Origin of the sequence: Bacillus sp. LLTC93 (assembly GCF_002993125.1) — a bacterium.
Lineage (GTDB): Bacteria > Bacillota > Bacilli > Bacillales > Bacillaceae > Bacillus > Bacillus zhangzhouensis.
The window spans coordinates 672,845-689,368 of sequence record NZ_PVME01000002.1 but is presented as its reverse complement, the minus strand read 5'-3'; the positions used below and the strand labels follow the sequence as shown (position 1 = coordinate 689,368).

Here is a 16,524-nt window from a genome sequence, read left to right as displayed (position 1 = left end):
TAATGGAAGAATCCTCTCCTTTGTTATGAAATTTTATATGTGATGGTCATTTATGGCGTAAGAAAGAAGGGAATTTGTTGTCATTATTCACCACGTATTACCCGCTATTCATGCTTTGCATTTTGTCTGTGCTGTATGTGATGTATCGTATACAGCCAATAGCTTCTACTGTGAAAAAAATCATCATTGTGCTTTGTGTGTTAACAAATGCCGCATATATTTGCTGGCGTCTCTTCTTTACACTGCCGCATGAAGGTACATTTAATATTGTGATGGGGATTTTGCTTGTTGCCTGTGAATGTATTGGATTTTTACAGCTGCTTGTGTTTTATACACTTGTTTGGAAGCCTTCAAACAGGAAACAAGTCATGATCAGTGATCTTGAAAGGCTGCCAACAGTTGATATTTTCATAGCTACATATAATGAACCAATTGAAGTGCTGAAACGCACGGTTGCTGGTTGTTTGAATCTCTCTTATCCAAAGGAAAGCGTTCAAATTTATTTATGTGATGATGGCAAGAGGGAGGCTGTAGAGCAGCTTGCTTCTGAGTTTGGTGTTCATTATCTGACAAGAACAGATAACCAGTTTGCTAAGGCAGGTAACTTAAATCATGCGATGTCTCAAACGAATGGGGAGCTGATCCTGACTCTTGATGCAGATATGGTCCCCCTTCCAGCCTTTTTAGAAAAGACAGTGCCTTACTTTCATGATGGAGCGACTGCGTTTGTTCAAGTTCCACAGGCGTTTTATAACGAAGATCCTTTTCAATATAATATGTTCTCGAAGGATCGAATTCCAAACGAACAGGACTTCTTTATGCAAACCCTCCAAGCTGGTAAGGATCGGTTTAATGCTGTCATGTATGTGGGGAGTAATACTGTATTTAGAAGAACGGCCTTAGATGAAATTGGTGGATTTGCTACTGGGGTGATTACTGAAGACATGGCGACAGGAATGCTTCTCCAAGGGAAATTCAAATCTGTGTCTGTCGGAGAGGTATTAGCCGTCGGTCTGGCACCTGAAAGCTGGCTTGATTTGTTAAAGCAGAGAGACCGGTGGTCGAGAGGGAACATTCAGTGTGCCCGTAAATTTAATCCTTTGAAGGTTCGCGGCTTAACGTTGATGCAGCGAGTTCTTTATTTAGACGGCATTGTGTATTGGTTTAACGGTTTGTTTAAAATGATTTATATTCTCACGCCGATTTTGTTTTTATTGTTTGGTATTCAAAGTTTCTGGGCGGATTTCCAGTCCATTTTCATGTTTTGGCTGCCGGCATTCTTCAGTTCGTATTTAGCGTTTAAACTTGTGTCGAATCAAAAAAGAAGTATGTTTTGGAGTCATATTTACGAAAGCTCTATGGCATTCCACCTAGCAGGTGTGGCTTTAAGTGAGCTGTTTTTGAAAAAGAGAGTTGAATTTCTTGTCACACCGAAGGGAATTCAAACGGACAAAAGACATTTTCATTTGAAAACGATGATTCCCCATTTGATCTTCTTGCTGCTCTCATTGCTTGTCCTTGTGAAAATAGGATATGAAGTGAAGGTAAAGGGGACGATGAATGCGGATCTCATGCTGATTAATATTTTTTGGGTGCTTTATAACGGTGCAGGTCTATTCATGGCACTGATTGTGGCGTTTGATCGTCCGCGTTATCGGAAATCAGAGCGATTTGTCATTGAAAAAGAGGGGCACCTTCGTTCTGATCATCAAGATCAGTCTATCGCTTGTTTTCTACTAGATATGAGTGATTCAGGTGCACGTCTATCCATTCCATTGGATCAAGCTTCTTCTCTAAATCAAGGACAAATGCAATTATTCTTTTTAGAGGATGAAAGTGTGGCGTGTGATGTGGTTTGGAGCCATTCAGAGGGAGACCAGCTGATGGTTGGTGTTGCTTTTACTGACACACAAAAATCAGAGTATCTATCACTGATTCGCTTCTTATTCACACGAGAGCATGTAGCGATTACGGATCGTGAGAAAAAATCCTATGCTGTACGGACGTTTCTTCGCTTTTTGAGAGAAACAGAGAAAGTGCCAAAGGCCTTGCAGCGCAAATGGCTGAGAAGACCTTTGCAAGGTGTGACAGGAACGTTTTCCTATGAGAGCCAATTAGAAGAGAAGGTGCCGATGATCATACATGATATCAGTTTATCTGGGTGTAAAATCGAGTCTGAAGCTTCCATTGAATTACATGAGAAAGTGCTGATCACCATTGACACAGAATCTCTGACCGATCAGCCGGCGGTTGCGGTCTGGACATCACGAAAGCGCGGCCGTACAATGGTTGGACTCAAGTTTGTTCAGCCTAAAATCAAGCAGATAGAAGAAAGAGAGGGAGTGGTTTCTTGAAATCCAAAAAAGGTGGTTATCTCTACTTACTATGGCTTCCTGTCATCATGGGAGCCGGCTATGGCATTTCGCTTTTAGTACCATTTCTTCAGCCTGTACTGACACTTGGCATCGCAGGGCTTTATATTTTTATTTTTGGTGATTTTCAGGTGAAACAGGTCAGGTATATCTTTATGTTTGTGTTTTTGATCAATGTCCTTTTTAGTGTGATGCTATTTTTGGATATATAAAAAAGTGCTTCCCGCATGCGGGGAGCACCTTTTGTTATTCTGCCATTTTTTCAAGGTTGCCGTTACGATCCATTTTAAAGGTTGGTGCGGCATTGTCGTCATCTTCAAACAAAACTAGTTTTCTTGCACGGTTCATGATTTTGACGAGTGTTTCATAATCTTCTTGAATGGTGAGCTGATCCTTTTCAAGCTTTTTCACTTCAGCCTCTAGCTGGGAGACTTTATGAGAAAGCTCGTTGTTTTCTCGTTTTAAGCGGCTGTTTTCCATACGTAATGCAGTGGATTGCTGTCCATCACCTTCATAGCGGCGTAAGAAATCAATGATATCTTCGATGGTTAATTCCTGACGCTGTCCAAATGGATTGGCTTCTGGCTTTTTCTCTGCGACGTGGGAAGCCTGTGACAATAAATGTGATAAACTAGCTAACTCTTCATTGTAGCTTTGATCCACAAACTGGAGCTGTTCTGCTGTTTCGGCTGCTGGTGCAAACGTTTTGTCTTGCGCTGGTTCCAGCTCTTGAGAGAATTCCTCCTGTGTGATCGTTTCTTCTACTTGCGGCTGATAGAGTAATCGTTTTTTCGCAGGCTGGCCATTGCCGAGTGCACGCATTCGTTGCTTTCGCTGTTTTTTGGCAAGTGCCAAGGCTTTTTCATATTGATGCCTCACGACAGCATTCCATCTAAAACCGCATGCCGCTGAGGTGCGGTTCAGCTTGTCTCCTACTTCTTCAAACGCATTCAGCTGTGTGCTGCCCTCTCTGACATGGCGTAAGACGGTTTCTGCCAGAAGAAGATCATCTTCCTCTGACCAAGCATCTTGTCTTTGTTTTGACATGTGTTTAAACCCCCATATGATTTGATGGTATTAGATTAGCCAAGTTGAAGAAGGTTTATACAAGTTTGCTAAAAGGATAGTGGAAAATACTAGCTTTTATGTGAACACGTATCGGCGGTTACAATGCGTCTTGCAAGTCCAGCCGCTTCGATGTACAATGTTGGGTGGTATATTATTCACTCTTTGTTGTCCAACTGTTTCAGATAGATTGAAGTATCATCATTGAAAGGAAGCGTAAGACCATGGCTAATGAGTTTCGCGTATGTGACGATTGTGATGCGACGAACCTGAAGACGTTATTGCCTCGACTCAAATCGGTTGACCCTGATGCAAAAATTGAGATTGGCTGTCAATCCTATTGTGGTCCAGGACGAAAAAAGGCTTTTGCGTTTGTGAACAATCGCCCATTATCCGCACCAACAGAAGATGAGTTACTCGAAAAGGTTCAAAAAAAAGTCAAATAAATGTCACTGAATGTGTTCAGTCGACCTAAAAAGAGGTCCGTCCCTGTCAGGTCGGGCTTTTTACGTCCGTGTAATCTTTGAGAACACAATCACCAGCAAATTCAAGGATGTTTTCGGGAAAAGTTACCCGATATAATAGAAACACGTCTTAAAAAAAGAGGGACGAAACGATGGCGTATCCAAAAGGGAAATTATCTGAAGAAAAGGTATTTAAAGATCCTGTGCACCGGTATGTTCACGTACGGGACGCATTAATATGGGATTTAATAGGAACAAGAGAGTTTCAGCGCCTGAGACGAATTAAACAGCTAGGAACCACTTACTTGACGTTTCATGGTGCAGAGCACAGCCGATTTAATCATTCACTCGGTGTATACGAGATTGTGAGACGGATTGTCGATGATGTGTTTAAAGGACGACCTGAATGGGATGAAGGGGAGCGTGAGCTTGTACTCAGTGCCGCCTTGCTTCATGACCTCGGTCATGGTCCATTTTCTCATTCCTTTGAAAAGGTCTTCCACTTAGATCATGAATTGTTTACAAGAGATATTATTTTAGGGCAAACGGAAGTAAATGAAGTGCTTCGCCGGGTCAGTGATGATTTCCCAAAGCATGTGGCGGAAGTCATTGCTAAAACCTATCAAAACAAACAGGTTGTCAGTTTGATCTCAAGTCAAATTGATGCTGACCGAATGGACTATTTGCAGCGTGATGCCTACTATACAGGCGTCAGCTATGGCCACTTTGATATGGAGCGTATTTTGCGTGTGATGCGTCCGAGAGAAGATCAGATTGTGATGAAGCAGAGCGGGATGCATGCCGTAGAGGATTATATTATGAGCCGCTATCAAATGTACTGGCAAGTTTATTTCCACCCAGTGACACGCAGTGCGGAAGTCATTTTAACGAAAATCCTTCATCGTGCAAAAGAACTGCATGAAACTGGCTATATATTTACACATGCCCCTGTTCATTTTTATTCGATTTTTGAAGGGAATGTCACCACAGAGGACTATATTAAGCTGGATGAATCCATTGTCTTATTTTATTTTCAGGCGTGGGAAGATGAAGAAGATCATGTGCTGGCTGATTTGTGCCGCCGTTTTATGAACCGCCGATTGTTCCAATATACAGAGTTTAATCCAAATGAAGAAATGACGAAATATTTCAAGCTGACCGCCTTGTTCAAGGAGGCAGGCATTGATCCTGATTATTATTTAGTGGTCGACTCTTCCTCTGACTTGCCCTATGATTTCTACAGACCAGGGGAGGAAGAAGAGAGGCTGCCAATACACCTCTTGACGCAAAGTGGTCATATTAAAGAACTGTCGAGACAGTCAGATATTGTTGACGCCATTTCCGGTAAACGAAGAACCGATCATAAACTTTATTTCCCGATGGACTTAATTGTAGATATGTCGGAAAAAGCTGAAGAAAAGAAGGCGATCATGAAGCTGCTTGGATTGGGATAAGGAAGTACTGAAAAAGGAGATGTCGGGAATTTGTTGAAAGAGCATGCAAAGTTGATGAAGGTATTCTCTGAATCAGGGGAAATCGTTGGACGGAAGAAGCTGCAAAAGATGATTTACATAGCAAAAAAGCTAGATTTGCCTTTTTACGAGAAATACGATTTTCATTTTTATGGCCCCTATTCAGAGGAGTTGACGCTCAGAATTGAAGAGCTGTGCAACCTTGGATTCTTGGACGAAATGAAGGAAAAAAAGGGCGGATACTATCAATATCGCTATTCGCTGACGGACAATGGGAAAGAGTTTCTCGATCAGTGTGAAGTGGACATGCCTGACCTCAAAGTGCTGACGCAGCAGATGAACGAGCAATCGTCTCGTTTTCTAGAGCTTGTCTCAACGATTTTATACTTTGATGATCTGCCAAAAGATGAGGTAAAGGAAAAGGTCTTCACCATTAAAAGCAAGCAGCGCTATACGGACGAAGAATTTGAAGCTGCTCTTCTTTATATCGATCAGTTGAAGGAACTGAACTAGTTTCGCAAAAGCCCAGCATTTAGGGCTTTTTTTTGTTTTGTAAGACCCAGACCAAAAGCGCTATTTTTCGATGAAATTTGTGCCAAAATATCCGAAAAATTAGTGAAAATGACGTGATTCGACTTTCTTCCTGTGCATCTTATTCCCTGTTTTTGACTGAAAAGAAGGAAAATGGTGAATTTTCAGTGAATATATAACCTTGTGAAAAACAAAGGAGGGATAGGAATGAAAAAGCGTTCAGTCTTTTTGTCATTTTTATTGGTAGGTAGTTTGTTACCGGGGGTTAGTTCAGCTTCAGCACCAGTAGCGAGTGCAGGTCATGGGCATGATCATGGTCATGCGCCGTTCGAAACACATATTGGTGAGGGGTTGCCAAAGGCAAATGATTTTAAAGATTTGACGACAGCACCTTCCATTGAACGAGATGTCACAACAAAGGTGTTAGATGAGTCTGGTAAGCAGGTAGGCTCCAGAACCTTTAAGGCCAATACAGGTGATTCTATTTCAACAAAAGCAAGTACAGGCAGTCAGAAAGTGACAGTCTATGCAGTTGCTGATGCGCAGTATCGAGCGAAATATAGTGATTGGCAGACGCGGATTGTCAGCATCATCGAGCAAGCGGACGTCACTTTTAACCGCGATCATGATGTGGACTTTGTGGTGCAAGCAGTAGGATCTTGGACGTCTTCTGGATCAAATGCAGAGCAAATTCTATCAAACCTTCAGCGCAGCTTTGATGGCAGAGGGTACGACTTTGTCACAGGATTTACAGCAAATCCAAACTTTGACGCTGGCGGTATCGCTTATGTATACAATAGTGCACCGCGCGGAAGTGCATTCGCCGTCAACCTTGATCAAGGAACAGCGAATACAGCAAAAGCCGCTACGCATGAATACGGCCATAACTTTGGCTTGCCGCATGACCCTCAAGGCAGTGGAATTGTCTGCTTAATGAATTATGATTATTCCTATACAGTTGATTACTTTGATGCGGCTCACAAAAATCAAGTGAACCGTAATAAAGCATGGTACAGATAAGATAGAATAAGAGACAAAAGGACAAACACAGAGGTGTTTGTCCTTTTTTATATGCTTACAGGTCGCTCATTCTCTTTCCTGCTACAGCATAGTGTTCTTTTTTCATTTCTTCAATAATGACAGAGACTTTTTCTGCACCTGCGCCTGTTGTTTCAACAACGGCATCAGTGACTTTCTCCACAAGAGCTCTTTTCTGCTCGTCTGTTCTTCCTTCAAGCATTTGAACGGTGACAATCGGCAATGCAAAAACCTCCTTTTTCCATTAGTGCTACGCTTCCCTTTAGTTTAAGGGACTTCTTATAGTATACTGAATGAAGTAAATCATTGTATAGAAAGAAAGAGGGATTCATGCCTTTGAACCAATTTCTTGCTTATCCATTAGAACTGATTCCATTTGTCGCCATTACACTTGTTGTTGCATTCACGATGCACGAGCTGGCGCATGCATATGTTGCGTATCGTTTCGGAGACCCGACAGCTAAGAACCAAGGGAGACTCACGCTAAATCCACTAAAGCATCTCGATATATTCGGGACGATCTTGATCTTTGTGGCTGGGTTTGGCTGGGCAAGACCTGTACCGGTAAATCGGTACCATTTTAAGAACCCGCGTTTAGCAGGGATTTGTGTGTCGATCGCTGGGCCTTTAAGTAACTTCGTTTTAGCGTTTCTGGGCTTTTTTGTGTATGTGCTTCTTCAGAAATTTGGAGGAGAGTGGATCATGCGCTTTGAGCCAGGGGTCGATAATTTCTTCTTAATCTTTATTAACTTGAACGTCATTTTGTTCCTATTTAACTTGTTACCGATCCCGCCTCTAGACGGGTATCGTATTATTGAGGACGTCGTCAGTCCGGGCATCCGTGCGAAAATGACGCAATTTGAACAATACGGGATTATTATTTTCCTCATATTCGTCATTACGCCACTCGGTCAGTTTGTGTTTGGTCCATTGATCAGTATGAGAGATCAAATTATTTACTGGTTTAATTTAATTTTGAAACCGCTGCTTTAGGAGGTCTAACAAATGGAAGGTAAAAAGAAGAAACCGATTGGTTTTAATATCATTAAAAAAACAGATGCAACTGACGGTCATGGAGGTTTTGGGGCAGGCGCCCTCAGTCTTGATAATATCTCGCCAGTCATCATTGATGTAGAGGAAAAGGAAGCTATCATTGATATTGGTGCCATGCATGCAAGAAGTGCCGTCGAAAAAGGGATTAAATTTTTGAAAACAAAAGAAGAGGTGCCAAACGGAAAGCCGTATTGGCTCGTATGGGTGACCATTGACCGCAGAGAAGACGGACCTTATTATGCAGGGGTGACGGCTTGTGAAATGACCGTCGACCGTTCGATTCGCCGCGGATATAAGTCACTTCCAGAGCATGTGAATTTAATGGATAAATCGATGAAGCGCAAAATTGTCGTCAATCATATGGATGACGTATCGAAAAAAGTGCTTGCCGATTTTTTGAAGAATCATAATGAAGCATTATGGGAAGCATCCACAGATGAATTAAAAGAAGGATTGGCTGTTCCTGAATAATTGTGAAATTTTTGTGAAGAATGGCGAATGATGACCAATTCCAGCCGTTTTTTGAGTAAACTGGTGTTAAAGCTAGGACATGGAGAATCCCGAGATGTAGTAGATCTCGGGGTTTTTCATGTCTTTTTTATTTATCGCTTCAGCCATTTTTCCCACCATTTCTTTGGTTTTTGATCCTGCACGGGGTCTTGCTCAGAGGATTTCTCCTCAGCACCATAGCAGACACCTGTCGGCTCAGTTCCTTCTATAAAATAGGTGAATACCTTTGATTCACATCCTGGACCAGCAAGGTCGCCGGTTTTTGGATTGATATACACACCTTTTACGCCGTCTGGCGGCATGAAGGAGGAGGCTGGCTGCTTAGAGAGGGCTGTTTCCATAAAGGAAGCCCATATTTTTTTCGCATAGGCGCTTTCTTCGACCGAGTCAATGGTGCGCCCTTTATCGTAACCCGTCCACACTCCAGTGACGAGCTGGGGAGAGAAGCCGATCATCCAGCTGTCGGCTCCTGTTGTTCCTGATTTCCCCCCGTATGTTCGCGTAAGATCCTTCATAATGGTACGTCCAGTAACACTTGTATAGCCATTTAATTGATCATTGAACATCCCTGACATCATGTCGGTGGTAACAAATGCTGCTTTTTCGTCTAGGGCTTGCTCTCGTTTTTGTTTCTCCTCAAAGAGCACGTTGCCTTTTGCGTCTGTTACTTTCGTAATAAAGGTTGGTTTGACGCGTTTTCCACCATTGACAAGCATAGCGTAAGCGTTGGTCATTTCAATTGGTTTGACAGGAGACGTGCCTAGGGCAAGTGAGGGCACTTGATCTAGTTTCTCGTTGATACCAAATGTCTTACCTGCACGTACAAGCTGCTCCATGCCCAAAAACAGATGGGTTTTGACCGCATAAATATTATCAGATAGCGCCAGGGCTTGAAGCATCGTAATGCCGTCATTGGCGTAATAGCCGTGATAGTTGCTTGGTGAATAAGCAGCACCACTTCCTTGATCATCCAGCTCAAAAACCGTTTCCTCACTGCGCATGACAGTTGCTGGTGTAAAACCATTTTGCAAGGCAATGTAATAGAGAAGTGGTTTCATTGTCGAACCGGGCTGTCTTTTGGCTTGTGTCACCCGATTGAATGGACTTTTCTCATAATCTCTTCCCCCAATGAGGGCAAGCACATGTCCTGTTTGGGGATGGATGGCGGTAAAGCCGACTTGGATGTCTGAATGAGAATTCATCGTTTGTTTCAATGTCTTCTCTGCGATGTTCTGTAACTCTGGATTTAGGGTCGTTTGTATATGAAGTCCATAGGTTTCGATCTGTTCCTCTGTTAACCCCAAGGTTTGTTTCAATTCTCTAATCACATCATCATAAAAGTACGGGGCTTGCTTTGCTTGCAGCTGCTTCTGCTTGAGTGGACGATAGGACAGCGTTTCTTTTGCGGCATCAGCGACTGCTTTTTTTGAAATCATGCCATCCTCTTGCATCTGCCTTAGAATCATGGCTTTTCTTGCTTCGGCTTTCTCCTCATTCACATAAGGAGAATAGAGGGAGGGTCCCTTTGGGATACCAGCAAGCAGGGCTGATTCGGCTAGGGTCAAGTCCTTCGCTTTTTTCCCGAAATAAAGACGGGACGCCGCTTCCACACCGTACGCTCCATGACCATAATAAATGGTGTTCAAGTATCCTTCTAAAATCTCATCTTTTGTATAGTTTTGCTCTAAGCGGATCGTATAAAAGGCTTCATTCCACTTCCGCTTCCACGTTTTATCATGATCTAAATAAAGATTTCGTGCATATTGCTGGGTGATCGTGCTGGCACCTTGTACCTTTGCCATTGCACGAATATCGGCTACCGCAGCACCCGCCATCCGTTTCACATCAAAGCCATGATGCTCATAAAAGGTTTTATCCTCAACAGCTACAACTGCTTGCCTGATATGAGGGGACATGTCCTTTAACGGGATCCAATACCTCTTTTCTCCAAAGGTTGACTCTCCAAGTTTTGAGCCATCTGCTGCATAAATGGTCGTGGATTGGGGAACTTGAACAGAAGGGGCACCTTGCCACTTTGCAAGTAATAGAATCGTCAAAAAGACAGTGCCTGCAAATAGAAAAGCGAGCAAGCCAATAAAAAAGCAGGCTCGAATCGTTTTCACGGTCATGCGGATTTTTTTATTACTCATGATTGTGTCCATGCAAAGCCCCCATTTTGACGGTTTTTTATCAGTATGGAACAAAGAAAACCGTTTTAAACAAGCGATTGCATGAGCGTACTTTAAAAAGTGAAGATATGTTATGCGGTTCTTTACAATTTGATATGAATCCACTATACTTTTTTCTTGGACAATCGATATAGTCATAGCCGATATAAGGCGCTAACAATAGATGTTTGTTTATTATTGGATGAGAGGAAGATGGACAATGAGCGAACTTTGGTATACAGAGAAGCAAACGAAGAATTTTGGCATTACATTAAAGGTGAAGAAAACCCTTCACACAGAACAAACAGACTTTCAGCATTTAGAAATGGTGGAAACAGAAGAGTTTGGCAATATGCTGTTTTTAGACGGCATGGTGATGACATCTGAGAAAGATGAGTTTGTATACCACGAAATGGTGGCGCATGTTCCTCTTTTCACTCATCCAAACCCGGAAAATGTTCTTGTCGTAGGCGGAGGAGACGGCGGTGTGATTCGTGAGATCCTCAAACACCCAAGTGTGAAAAAAGCGACACTTGTTGATATTGACGGAAAGGTCATCGAATACTCGAAGAAATTCCTTCCTTCTATTGCTGGGAAACTAGACGATCCTCGAGTGGATGTCAAAGTGGGAGACGGCTTTATGCACATTGCGGAAGCTGACAACGAGTATGACGTCATCATGGTTGACTCGACTGAGCCAGTTGGACCAGCTGTGAACCTGTTCTCTAAAGGTTTCTATGCAGGAATCTCAAAAGCACTGAAAGAAGACGGTATTTTCGTTGCACAAACGGACAACCCTTGGTTCACACCAGAGTTGATTACAAATGTACAGCGTGATGTAAAGGAAATTTTCCCGATCACAAAGCTTTACACAGCGAATATCCCAACGTATCCAAGCGGTCTTTGGACGTTTACAATAGGTTCTAAAAAATATGATCCACTTGCTGTGGAAGACAGCCGCTTCTTTGATATTGAAACAAAATATTACACAAAAGAATTGCACAAAGCGGCATTCGTTCTGCCGAAATTTGTGAGCGACTTATTGAAATAAATCAAGCGAAATGGAAATGCGCAAATGACGGTTTGCGCATTTTTTGAAGCGTAAAAGGAGGAATCTTGCATGAGATTCGACGAGGCTTATTCAGGAAAAGTGTTTATTGGAAGTCAACCGACATGGGAAGATGCAAAGGTCATTTTATACGGCATGCCGATGGACTGGACAGTCAGTTACCGCCCAGGATCACGTTTCGGTCCGAACCGCATCCGTGAAGTATCGATTGGTTTAGAGGAATACAGCCCTTATTTAGATCGTGAGCTTCACGAGGTGCCATTCTTTGATGCGGGTGACATCCCACTTCCTTTTGGGAATGCACAAAAGAGCTTAGATTTAATTGAAGAGTATGTCGATAGTATTTTAGAAAAAGGGAAGTTCCCATTAGGGATGGGCGGAGAGCATCTTGTGTCTTGGCCAGTTTTCCGTGCGATTCATAAGAAATACCCTGATTTGGCGATCATCCATATGGACGCACATACGGATCTTCGTGAGGAATATGAGGGTGAGCCGCTTTCACATTCGACACCGATTCGTAAAGTTGCAGGACTTATTGGACCTGAAAATGTATACTCCTTCGGCATCCGTTCTGGGATGAAAGAAGAATTTGAATGGGCAAAAGAAGCAGGTATGCACATTTCTACATTTGAAGTGCTGGAGCCGTTGAAGCAAGTATTGCCAAAGCTGAAAGGGCGTCCAGTTTATGTGACAATCGACATTGATGTATTAGACCCAGCTCATGCACCTGGTACAGGCACGGTGGATGCTGGCGGTATTACATCAAAAGAGCTGCTTGCATCCATTCATGCGATTGCAGGCTCTGATGTCCAAGTAGTCGGTGCAGACCTAGTTGAGGTAGCACCTGTATATGATCATTCTGACCAAACAGCGAATACAGCGAGCAAGCTTTTGCGTGAAATGTTGCTTGGATTTGTGAAATAAACCTTTTGATAGAGGAGCTTGTCATCTCATGTGGACAAGCTCTTTTTTGACATTGGGCAAAAAGATAAAGGAGGCAGCTCATGGTTTCTTCTATATTGATGGTGATCCTCGCTTTATGTGTGTTAGCGGCAGGTTTTCTCACACTGAAAAAAGAGCTGGCAGCCGATCCGCCCATTTTTAGTTCGAAAAAAAAGGCAAAGGAAGAGATGGTTGGTCTGTTTCAGGATCGAGGTTTTTTCTATCTCACTGGCATTGCGTTATTGATGCAGGTGGTATGTAAGCAAGCGCATATCGTTCCATTTGATTTTTTTCAGGCATTTTTGGCAAGTTCAGGCATACAAGCTCTATTTTATTTCATAAAGAGAAAGGACTTGGGATTAAAGACTGTGCTCGTTATATTGGTCAGTTTCATTTTCCTCTTTTTCTAAAGTGATTCTAGAAGATCAAAAACGAAGTTTAATCCTAGTGAAGAAGAGAAATGATGGTATGATAGGCGATCGTGAATATGGTATACTATTTTAGTTAAACGGGTCTTAGCAAAGGAAGTGCAAAATGACACAAAACCAAATTTCAATTCATGTAAAGTCAGTGATGAAACCAGAGACGGAGCCGGCTGAAACGATCGAATTCCGAACAACTGGAACGTATCAAGAGAAGAATGACAAAACGTATCTCACTTACCATGAAGAACATGAAATGGGTCAAGTAAAAACCGTTGTGAAAATGAGTGAAAAAGAAATTTTTGTCATGAGATCAGGTGCCGTTCAAATGAAGCAGCGCTTTCTCATTGGTGAAACGACCGTGACACATTACACGATGCCATTCGGTACACTTCAGCTCGATGTGCACACACATGGCATTGATCTCGATGCGGACAAGGGTTTACTACACATTACGTACGATATGCTGACAGGTGAAGATCAAAAGCATTTACATACATTATCGATTTCGTATAAGGAGGATTTACGTTCATGAATATCGCAGAACAGGTCAAAGATGCGTTAAAAGAAGAAATCATTGCGGCAGTCGTCAAAGCAGGACTTGCCGAGGAAAGCCAGGTGCCAGATGTCCTTTTGGAAGTGCCAAAAGAGAAAACGCACGGTGATTACTCAACCAACATGGCGATGCAGCTTGCCCGCATTGCGAAAAAAGCACCTCGTCAAATCGCAGAAGACATTGTCAATGCGTTTGACAAAGGGAAAGCTTCTATTGAAAAACTGGATATCGCAGGTCCAGGATTCATCAACTTTTATATGAACAATCAGTATTTAACAAAACTCATCCCAGCTGTCCTTGAGGCAAAAGAGGCATATGGCGAAACGAATACCGGCGGTGGCCAGAAGGTACAAGTCGAATTCGTTTCAGCAAACCCAACAGGTGATCTTCACCTTGGACATGCACGCGGAGCAGCTGTAGGTGATTCCCTTTGCAACATCCTTGATAAAGCAGGGTTCGATGTGAGCCGTGAATACTATATCAACGATGCTGGGAATCAGATCAATAACCTCGCTTTATCTGTAGAAGTACGTTACTTTGAGGCACTCGGTCTTGAAAAAGAAATGCCTGAAGACGGCTACAGAGGAGAAGACATCAAAGGCATCGGGCAGAAACTTGCTGATGAATTTGGTGACCGTTTCGTGCATGAATCAGAAGAAGAGCGTATGAAATTCTTCCGTGAGTACGGATTAAAATACGAATTAGAAAAATTACGTGTAGACCTTGAGAATTTCCGTGTTCCATTTGATGTATGGTATTCCGAAACATCTTTATATGAAAACGGCAAAATCGAACCGGCGCTACAAACGCTTCGTGAAAAAGGCTATATCTTTGAAGAAGATGGCGCAACATGGCTGCGTTCAACTGATTTTGGTGATGACAAGGACCGTGTGCTGATTAAAAAAGACGGTAGCTTCACGTACTTGCTTCCAGACATCGCATATCATAAGGACAAACTGGACAGAGGCTTTGATCAGCTTATTAACATTTGGGGAGCGGACCATCACGGCTATATCCCTCGAATGAAAGCGGCCATCCAAGCCCTCGGATATCCTGCTGATAAGCTTGAAGTAGAAATCATTCAGCTCGTTCACCTTTACAAAAACGGTGAAAAGATGAAAATGAGTAAACGAACAGGAAAAGCAGTCACAATGCGTGATCTGATTGAAGAAGTAGGCTTAGATGCCACTCGTTATTTCTTTGCGATGAGAAGTGCGGCGACACATATGGACTTTGACCTAGACTTAGCGATTTCTACGTCTAACGAAAACCCTGTCTACTATGCGCAATATGCGCATGCGAGAATTTGCAGCATGCTGCGTCAAGGTCAAGAAAAAGGCTACGAGCCGAACCTTGAGAAAGCAGATTTCTCTCACATTCAATCGGAAAAAGAATACGATCTTCTGAAAATCATTGGCAGCTTCCCAGAAGTTGTAGCAGAAGCAGCTGAAAAACGTATTCCGCACCGCGTGACGAACTATATTTATGACCTTGCATCAGCCCTTCACAGCTTCTACAATGCCGAGAAGGTCATTGATGTTGAAAATGAAACAAAAACGATAGCACGTCTATCGCTTATGAAAGCGACACAAATTACGCTTGCTAATGCATTAAAACTAATTGGTGTATCTGCACCGGAAAAGATGTAAGAACACGAAGAAACCCGCTCTGAATAAGAGTGGGTTTTTTTGATGTGAATGAAGGTGTGTGAAGAACTTATAAAATTTTTATCTTGTTATGAATGTATCGTTGAAGGAATGCTCTGTTTATATTTTTCGTCATTCAGCTTTCATATCACTTTTATTTCTCTTAAAAATCTCAATTTCATAAAGCTCTAATGCTTGTTTAGGAAGTTTCTTTTCTAATACAGATTGCAAACCTGCCATATCTTTTGAAGCATTGATACCAATGGAAATCGTTGGATCTGTCTTAACAATTTGATAATGAAACAATCCATGCTCTTTCCATAATGCGTCTAATACTTGTGTTACCTGTTCATCTAATTCCTCTTCAGAAAGAGTGAGAGCATTTGAAGTGGAATTTAATCCAAGGATACAAAGAGCAATAAAAAACAAACCAATCAAACGTTTTTTCATTATAACTCCTTTTGTAAAATAAGTTAATATATTCCTTTACTAGATCATAACATCTAATTTACTAGAATTCTTTGTTAAATAAAAAACCCGCTATCTTTTAGAGAAAGCGGGTTTTGAAAATTAACCAAGCGTATTAATAATGTTAGAAATAGAATCAAATAGTTGGCTGAGGACATCTGAAAACATGTTTGTCCCTCCTTTCTTTTCGTTGTACACCTACTTAACGAGGGGGCTGAAGGTTTGGATCACATTTTTTAAACATGTCATAGAAAAAAGCACCTGATGTACAGGTGCCTTTTGGCTTTATGATAGGCTGTCTTAATTTTAACTGCCCCCATTTATAAATTTCTTTATCATTGAAATATAGAAATCAACTGAGATAACCAAGTAGCCCAAGCCAATTGTTCTTGATGAATAATGGATATCCAGAATCCACCTCGAAATTATTGAGGTCATATCGCAAATATTTCCAACCCTTAAACATATATGCTTTTTTATTAGTAGGCCATACCAGCATTCCGTTTATTGAATGAGACCATGATCCTGGAAACTCACTGATAATTTGAAGTGGGTTGGATGGATCTACTTTGTCCATTTTAATATCATAGCGCATGTATTTATAATCTTTGAAAAACCAAGCTACTTCGTTGTTTAAAACCACTCCTGCATCAATTCTGGCGGCCCAAAGCCCAGGCCAATTATTTTCGATTGGTAACGGGTAGCCTGAATCTACCTTTTCTTTAAGATCCCTAATCATTCAATAAAA

General features: G+C 42.0%; 18 protein-coding genes. 13 read left to right on the top strand and 5 right to left on the bottom strand.

From position 1 onward, the window contains the following. The first annotated feature begins 77 nt into the window (after nucleotides 1-77). Both C6W18_RS08720 and C6W18_RS08715 read left to right on the top strand, forming a co-directional pair. The gene (locus tag C6W18_RS08720) at nucleotides 78-2,354 is read left to right on the top strand and encodes a glycosyltransferase (protein WP_105927284.1); all 2,277 of its coding nucleotides are present in this window, start codon (nucleotides 78-80) and stop codon (nucleotides 2,352-2,354) included. Further along, on the top strand, nucleotides 2,351-2,584 hold the full coding sequence (locus C6W18_RS08715; protein WP_034318189.1) for a DUF5970 family protein: 234 nt from the start codon (nucleotides 2,351-2,353) through the stop codon (nucleotides 2,582-2,584). The genes C6W18_RS08720 and C6W18_RS08715 overlap by 4 nt, the downstream gene beginning before the upstream one ends. A gap of 34 nt (nucleotides 2,585-2,618) precedes the next feature. Here the strand turns inward: C6W18_RS08715 and C6W18_RS08710 are convergent, their stop codons facing one another. Then, on the bottom strand, nucleotides 2,619-3,419 hold the full coding sequence (locus C6W18_RS08710; protein ID WP_034318191.1) for an RsfA family transcriptional regulator: 801 nt from the start codon (nucleotides 3,417-3,419) through the stop codon (nucleotides 2,619-2,621). A gap of 242 nt (nucleotides 3,420-3,661) precedes the next feature. Between C6W18_RS08710 and C6W18_RS08705 the strand changes: the two genes are divergently transcribed. The 4 genes from C6W18_RS08705 to C6W18_RS08690 all read left to right on the top strand — a co-directional run bounded on the left by C6W18_RS08705 (nucleotide 3,662) and on the right by C6W18_RS08690 (nucleotide 6,924). After that, nucleotides 3,662-3,883: a YuzB family protein gene (locus C6W18_RS08705; protein ID WP_003215259.1), complete on the top strand. Its 222-nt coding sequence runs from the start codon at nucleotides 3,662-3,664 to the stop codon at nucleotides 3,881-3,883. Between the two features lie 170 nt (nucleotides 3,884-4,053). Beyond that, a complete protein-coding gene (locus C6W18_RS08700) occupies nucleotides 4,054-5,355 on the top strand; it encodes an HD domain-containing protein (protein WP_105927282.1) in 1,302 nt (433 codons plus the stop codon). 30 nt (nucleotides 5,356-5,385) lie between these two features. Continuing rightward, the gene (locus tag C6W18_RS08695; protein WP_034318197.1) at nucleotides 5,386-5,886 is read left to right on the top strand and encodes a YwgA family protein; all 501 of its coding nucleotides are present in this window, start codon (nucleotides 5,386-5,388) and stop codon (nucleotides 5,884-5,886) included. A 225-nt stretch (nucleotides 5,887-6,111) separates the two neighbouring features. After that, entirely contained in the window at nucleotides 6,112-6,924 is an 813-nt protein-coding gene (locus C6W18_RS08690; RefSeq protein ID WP_034318200.1) for a zinc-dependent metalloprotease, read from the top strand. Between the two features lie 55 nt (nucleotides 6,925-6,979). Here the strand turns inward: C6W18_RS08690 and C6W18_RS08685 are convergent, their stop codons facing one another. Then, a complete protein-coding gene (locus C6W18_RS08685) occupies nucleotides 6,980-7,165 on the bottom strand; it encodes a 2-hydroxymuconate tautomerase (RefSeq protein WP_003214939.1) in 186 nt (61 codons plus the stop codon). A gap of 107 nt (nucleotides 7,166-7,272) precedes the next feature. On the opposite strand from C6W18_RS08685, the gene C6W18_RS08680 reads away from it, so the two are divergent. Continuing rightward, complete coding sequence (locus tag C6W18_RS08680) at nucleotides 7,273-7,935, top strand: site-2 protease family protein (RefSeq protein ID WP_034318205.1); 663 nt, start codon at nucleotides 7,273-7,275, stop codon at nucleotides 7,933-7,935. 12 nt (nucleotides 7,936-7,947) lie between these two features. Continuing rightward, nucleotides 7,948-8,466 (top strand): YwhD family protein, encoded by a 519-nt coding sequence (locus C6W18_RS08675; protein ID WP_105927280.1) that lies wholly within the window; start codon nucleotides 7,948-7,950, stop codon nucleotides 8,464-8,466. Between the two features lie 131 nt (nucleotides 8,467-8,597). On the opposite strand, the gene C6W18_RS08670 is transcribed toward C6W18_RS08675, so the two are convergent. After that, nucleotides 8,598-10,667 carry a transglycosylase domain-containing protein gene (locus C6W18_RS08670; protein ID WP_105927278.1) on the bottom strand — a complete coding sequence of 690 codons (2,070 nt, stop codon included), beginning with the start codon at nucleotides 10,665-10,667 and terminating at the stop codon, nucleotides 8,598-8,600. A gap of 226 nt (nucleotides 10,668-10,893) precedes the next feature. Here C6W18_RS08670 and speE point away from each other — a divergent pair, with 226 nt between their 5' ends. The 5 genes from speE (at nucleotide 10,894) to argS (ending at nucleotide 15,311) form a co-directional block, all read left to right on the top strand. After that, the gene (speE, locus tag C6W18_RS08665; RefSeq protein ID WP_105927276.1) at nucleotides 10,894-11,724 is read left to right on the top strand and encodes a spermidine synthase; all 831 of its coding nucleotides are present in this window, start codon (nucleotides 10,894-10,896) and stop codon (nucleotides 11,722-11,724) included. Between the two features lie 69 nt (nucleotides 11,725-11,793). After that, nucleotides 11,794-12,666, top strand: coding sequence for an agmatinase (gene speB, locus C6W18_RS08660; RefSeq protein WP_105927274.1), 873 nt, complete (start codon nucleotides 11,794-11,796; stop codon nucleotides 12,664-12,666). Nucleotides 12,667-12,746: 80 nt separating this feature from the next. Further along, entirely contained in the window at nucleotides 12,747-13,094 is a 348-nt protein-coding gene (locus C6W18_RS08655; protein ID WP_105927272.1) for a hypothetical protein, read from the top strand. Nucleotides 13,095-13,218: 124 nt separating this feature from the next. Next, complete coding sequence (locus C6W18_RS08650; RefSeq protein ID WP_105927270.1) at nucleotides 13,219-13,641, top strand: YwiB family protein; 423 nt, start codon at nucleotides 13,219-13,221, stop codon at nucleotides 13,639-13,641. Then, on the top strand, nucleotides 13,638-15,311 hold the full coding sequence (gene argS, locus C6W18_RS08645) for an arginine--tRNA ligase (RefSeq protein WP_105927268.1): 1,674 nt from the start codon (nucleotides 13,638-13,640) through the stop codon (nucleotides 15,309-15,311). Before C6W18_RS08650 ends, argS begins: the two co-directional genes overlap by 4 nt. Nucleotides 15,312-15,440: 129 nt before the next feature. Here the strand turns inward: argS and C6W18_RS08640 are convergent, their stop codons facing one another. Continuing rightward, complete coding sequence (locus tag C6W18_RS08640) at nucleotides 15,441-15,758, bottom strand: YolC/YozM family protein (protein ID WP_105927267.1); 318 nt, start codon at nucleotides 15,756-15,758, stop codon at nucleotides 15,441-15,443. 370 nt (nucleotides 15,759-16,128) lie between these two features. Beyond that, complete coding sequence (locus tag C6W18_RS08635; protein WP_105927265.1) at nucleotides 16,129-16,515, bottom strand: hemopexin repeat-containing protein; 387 nt, start codon at nucleotides 16,513-16,515, stop codon at nucleotides 16,129-16,131. Nucleotides 16,516-16,524 lie beyond the last annotated feature (9 nt).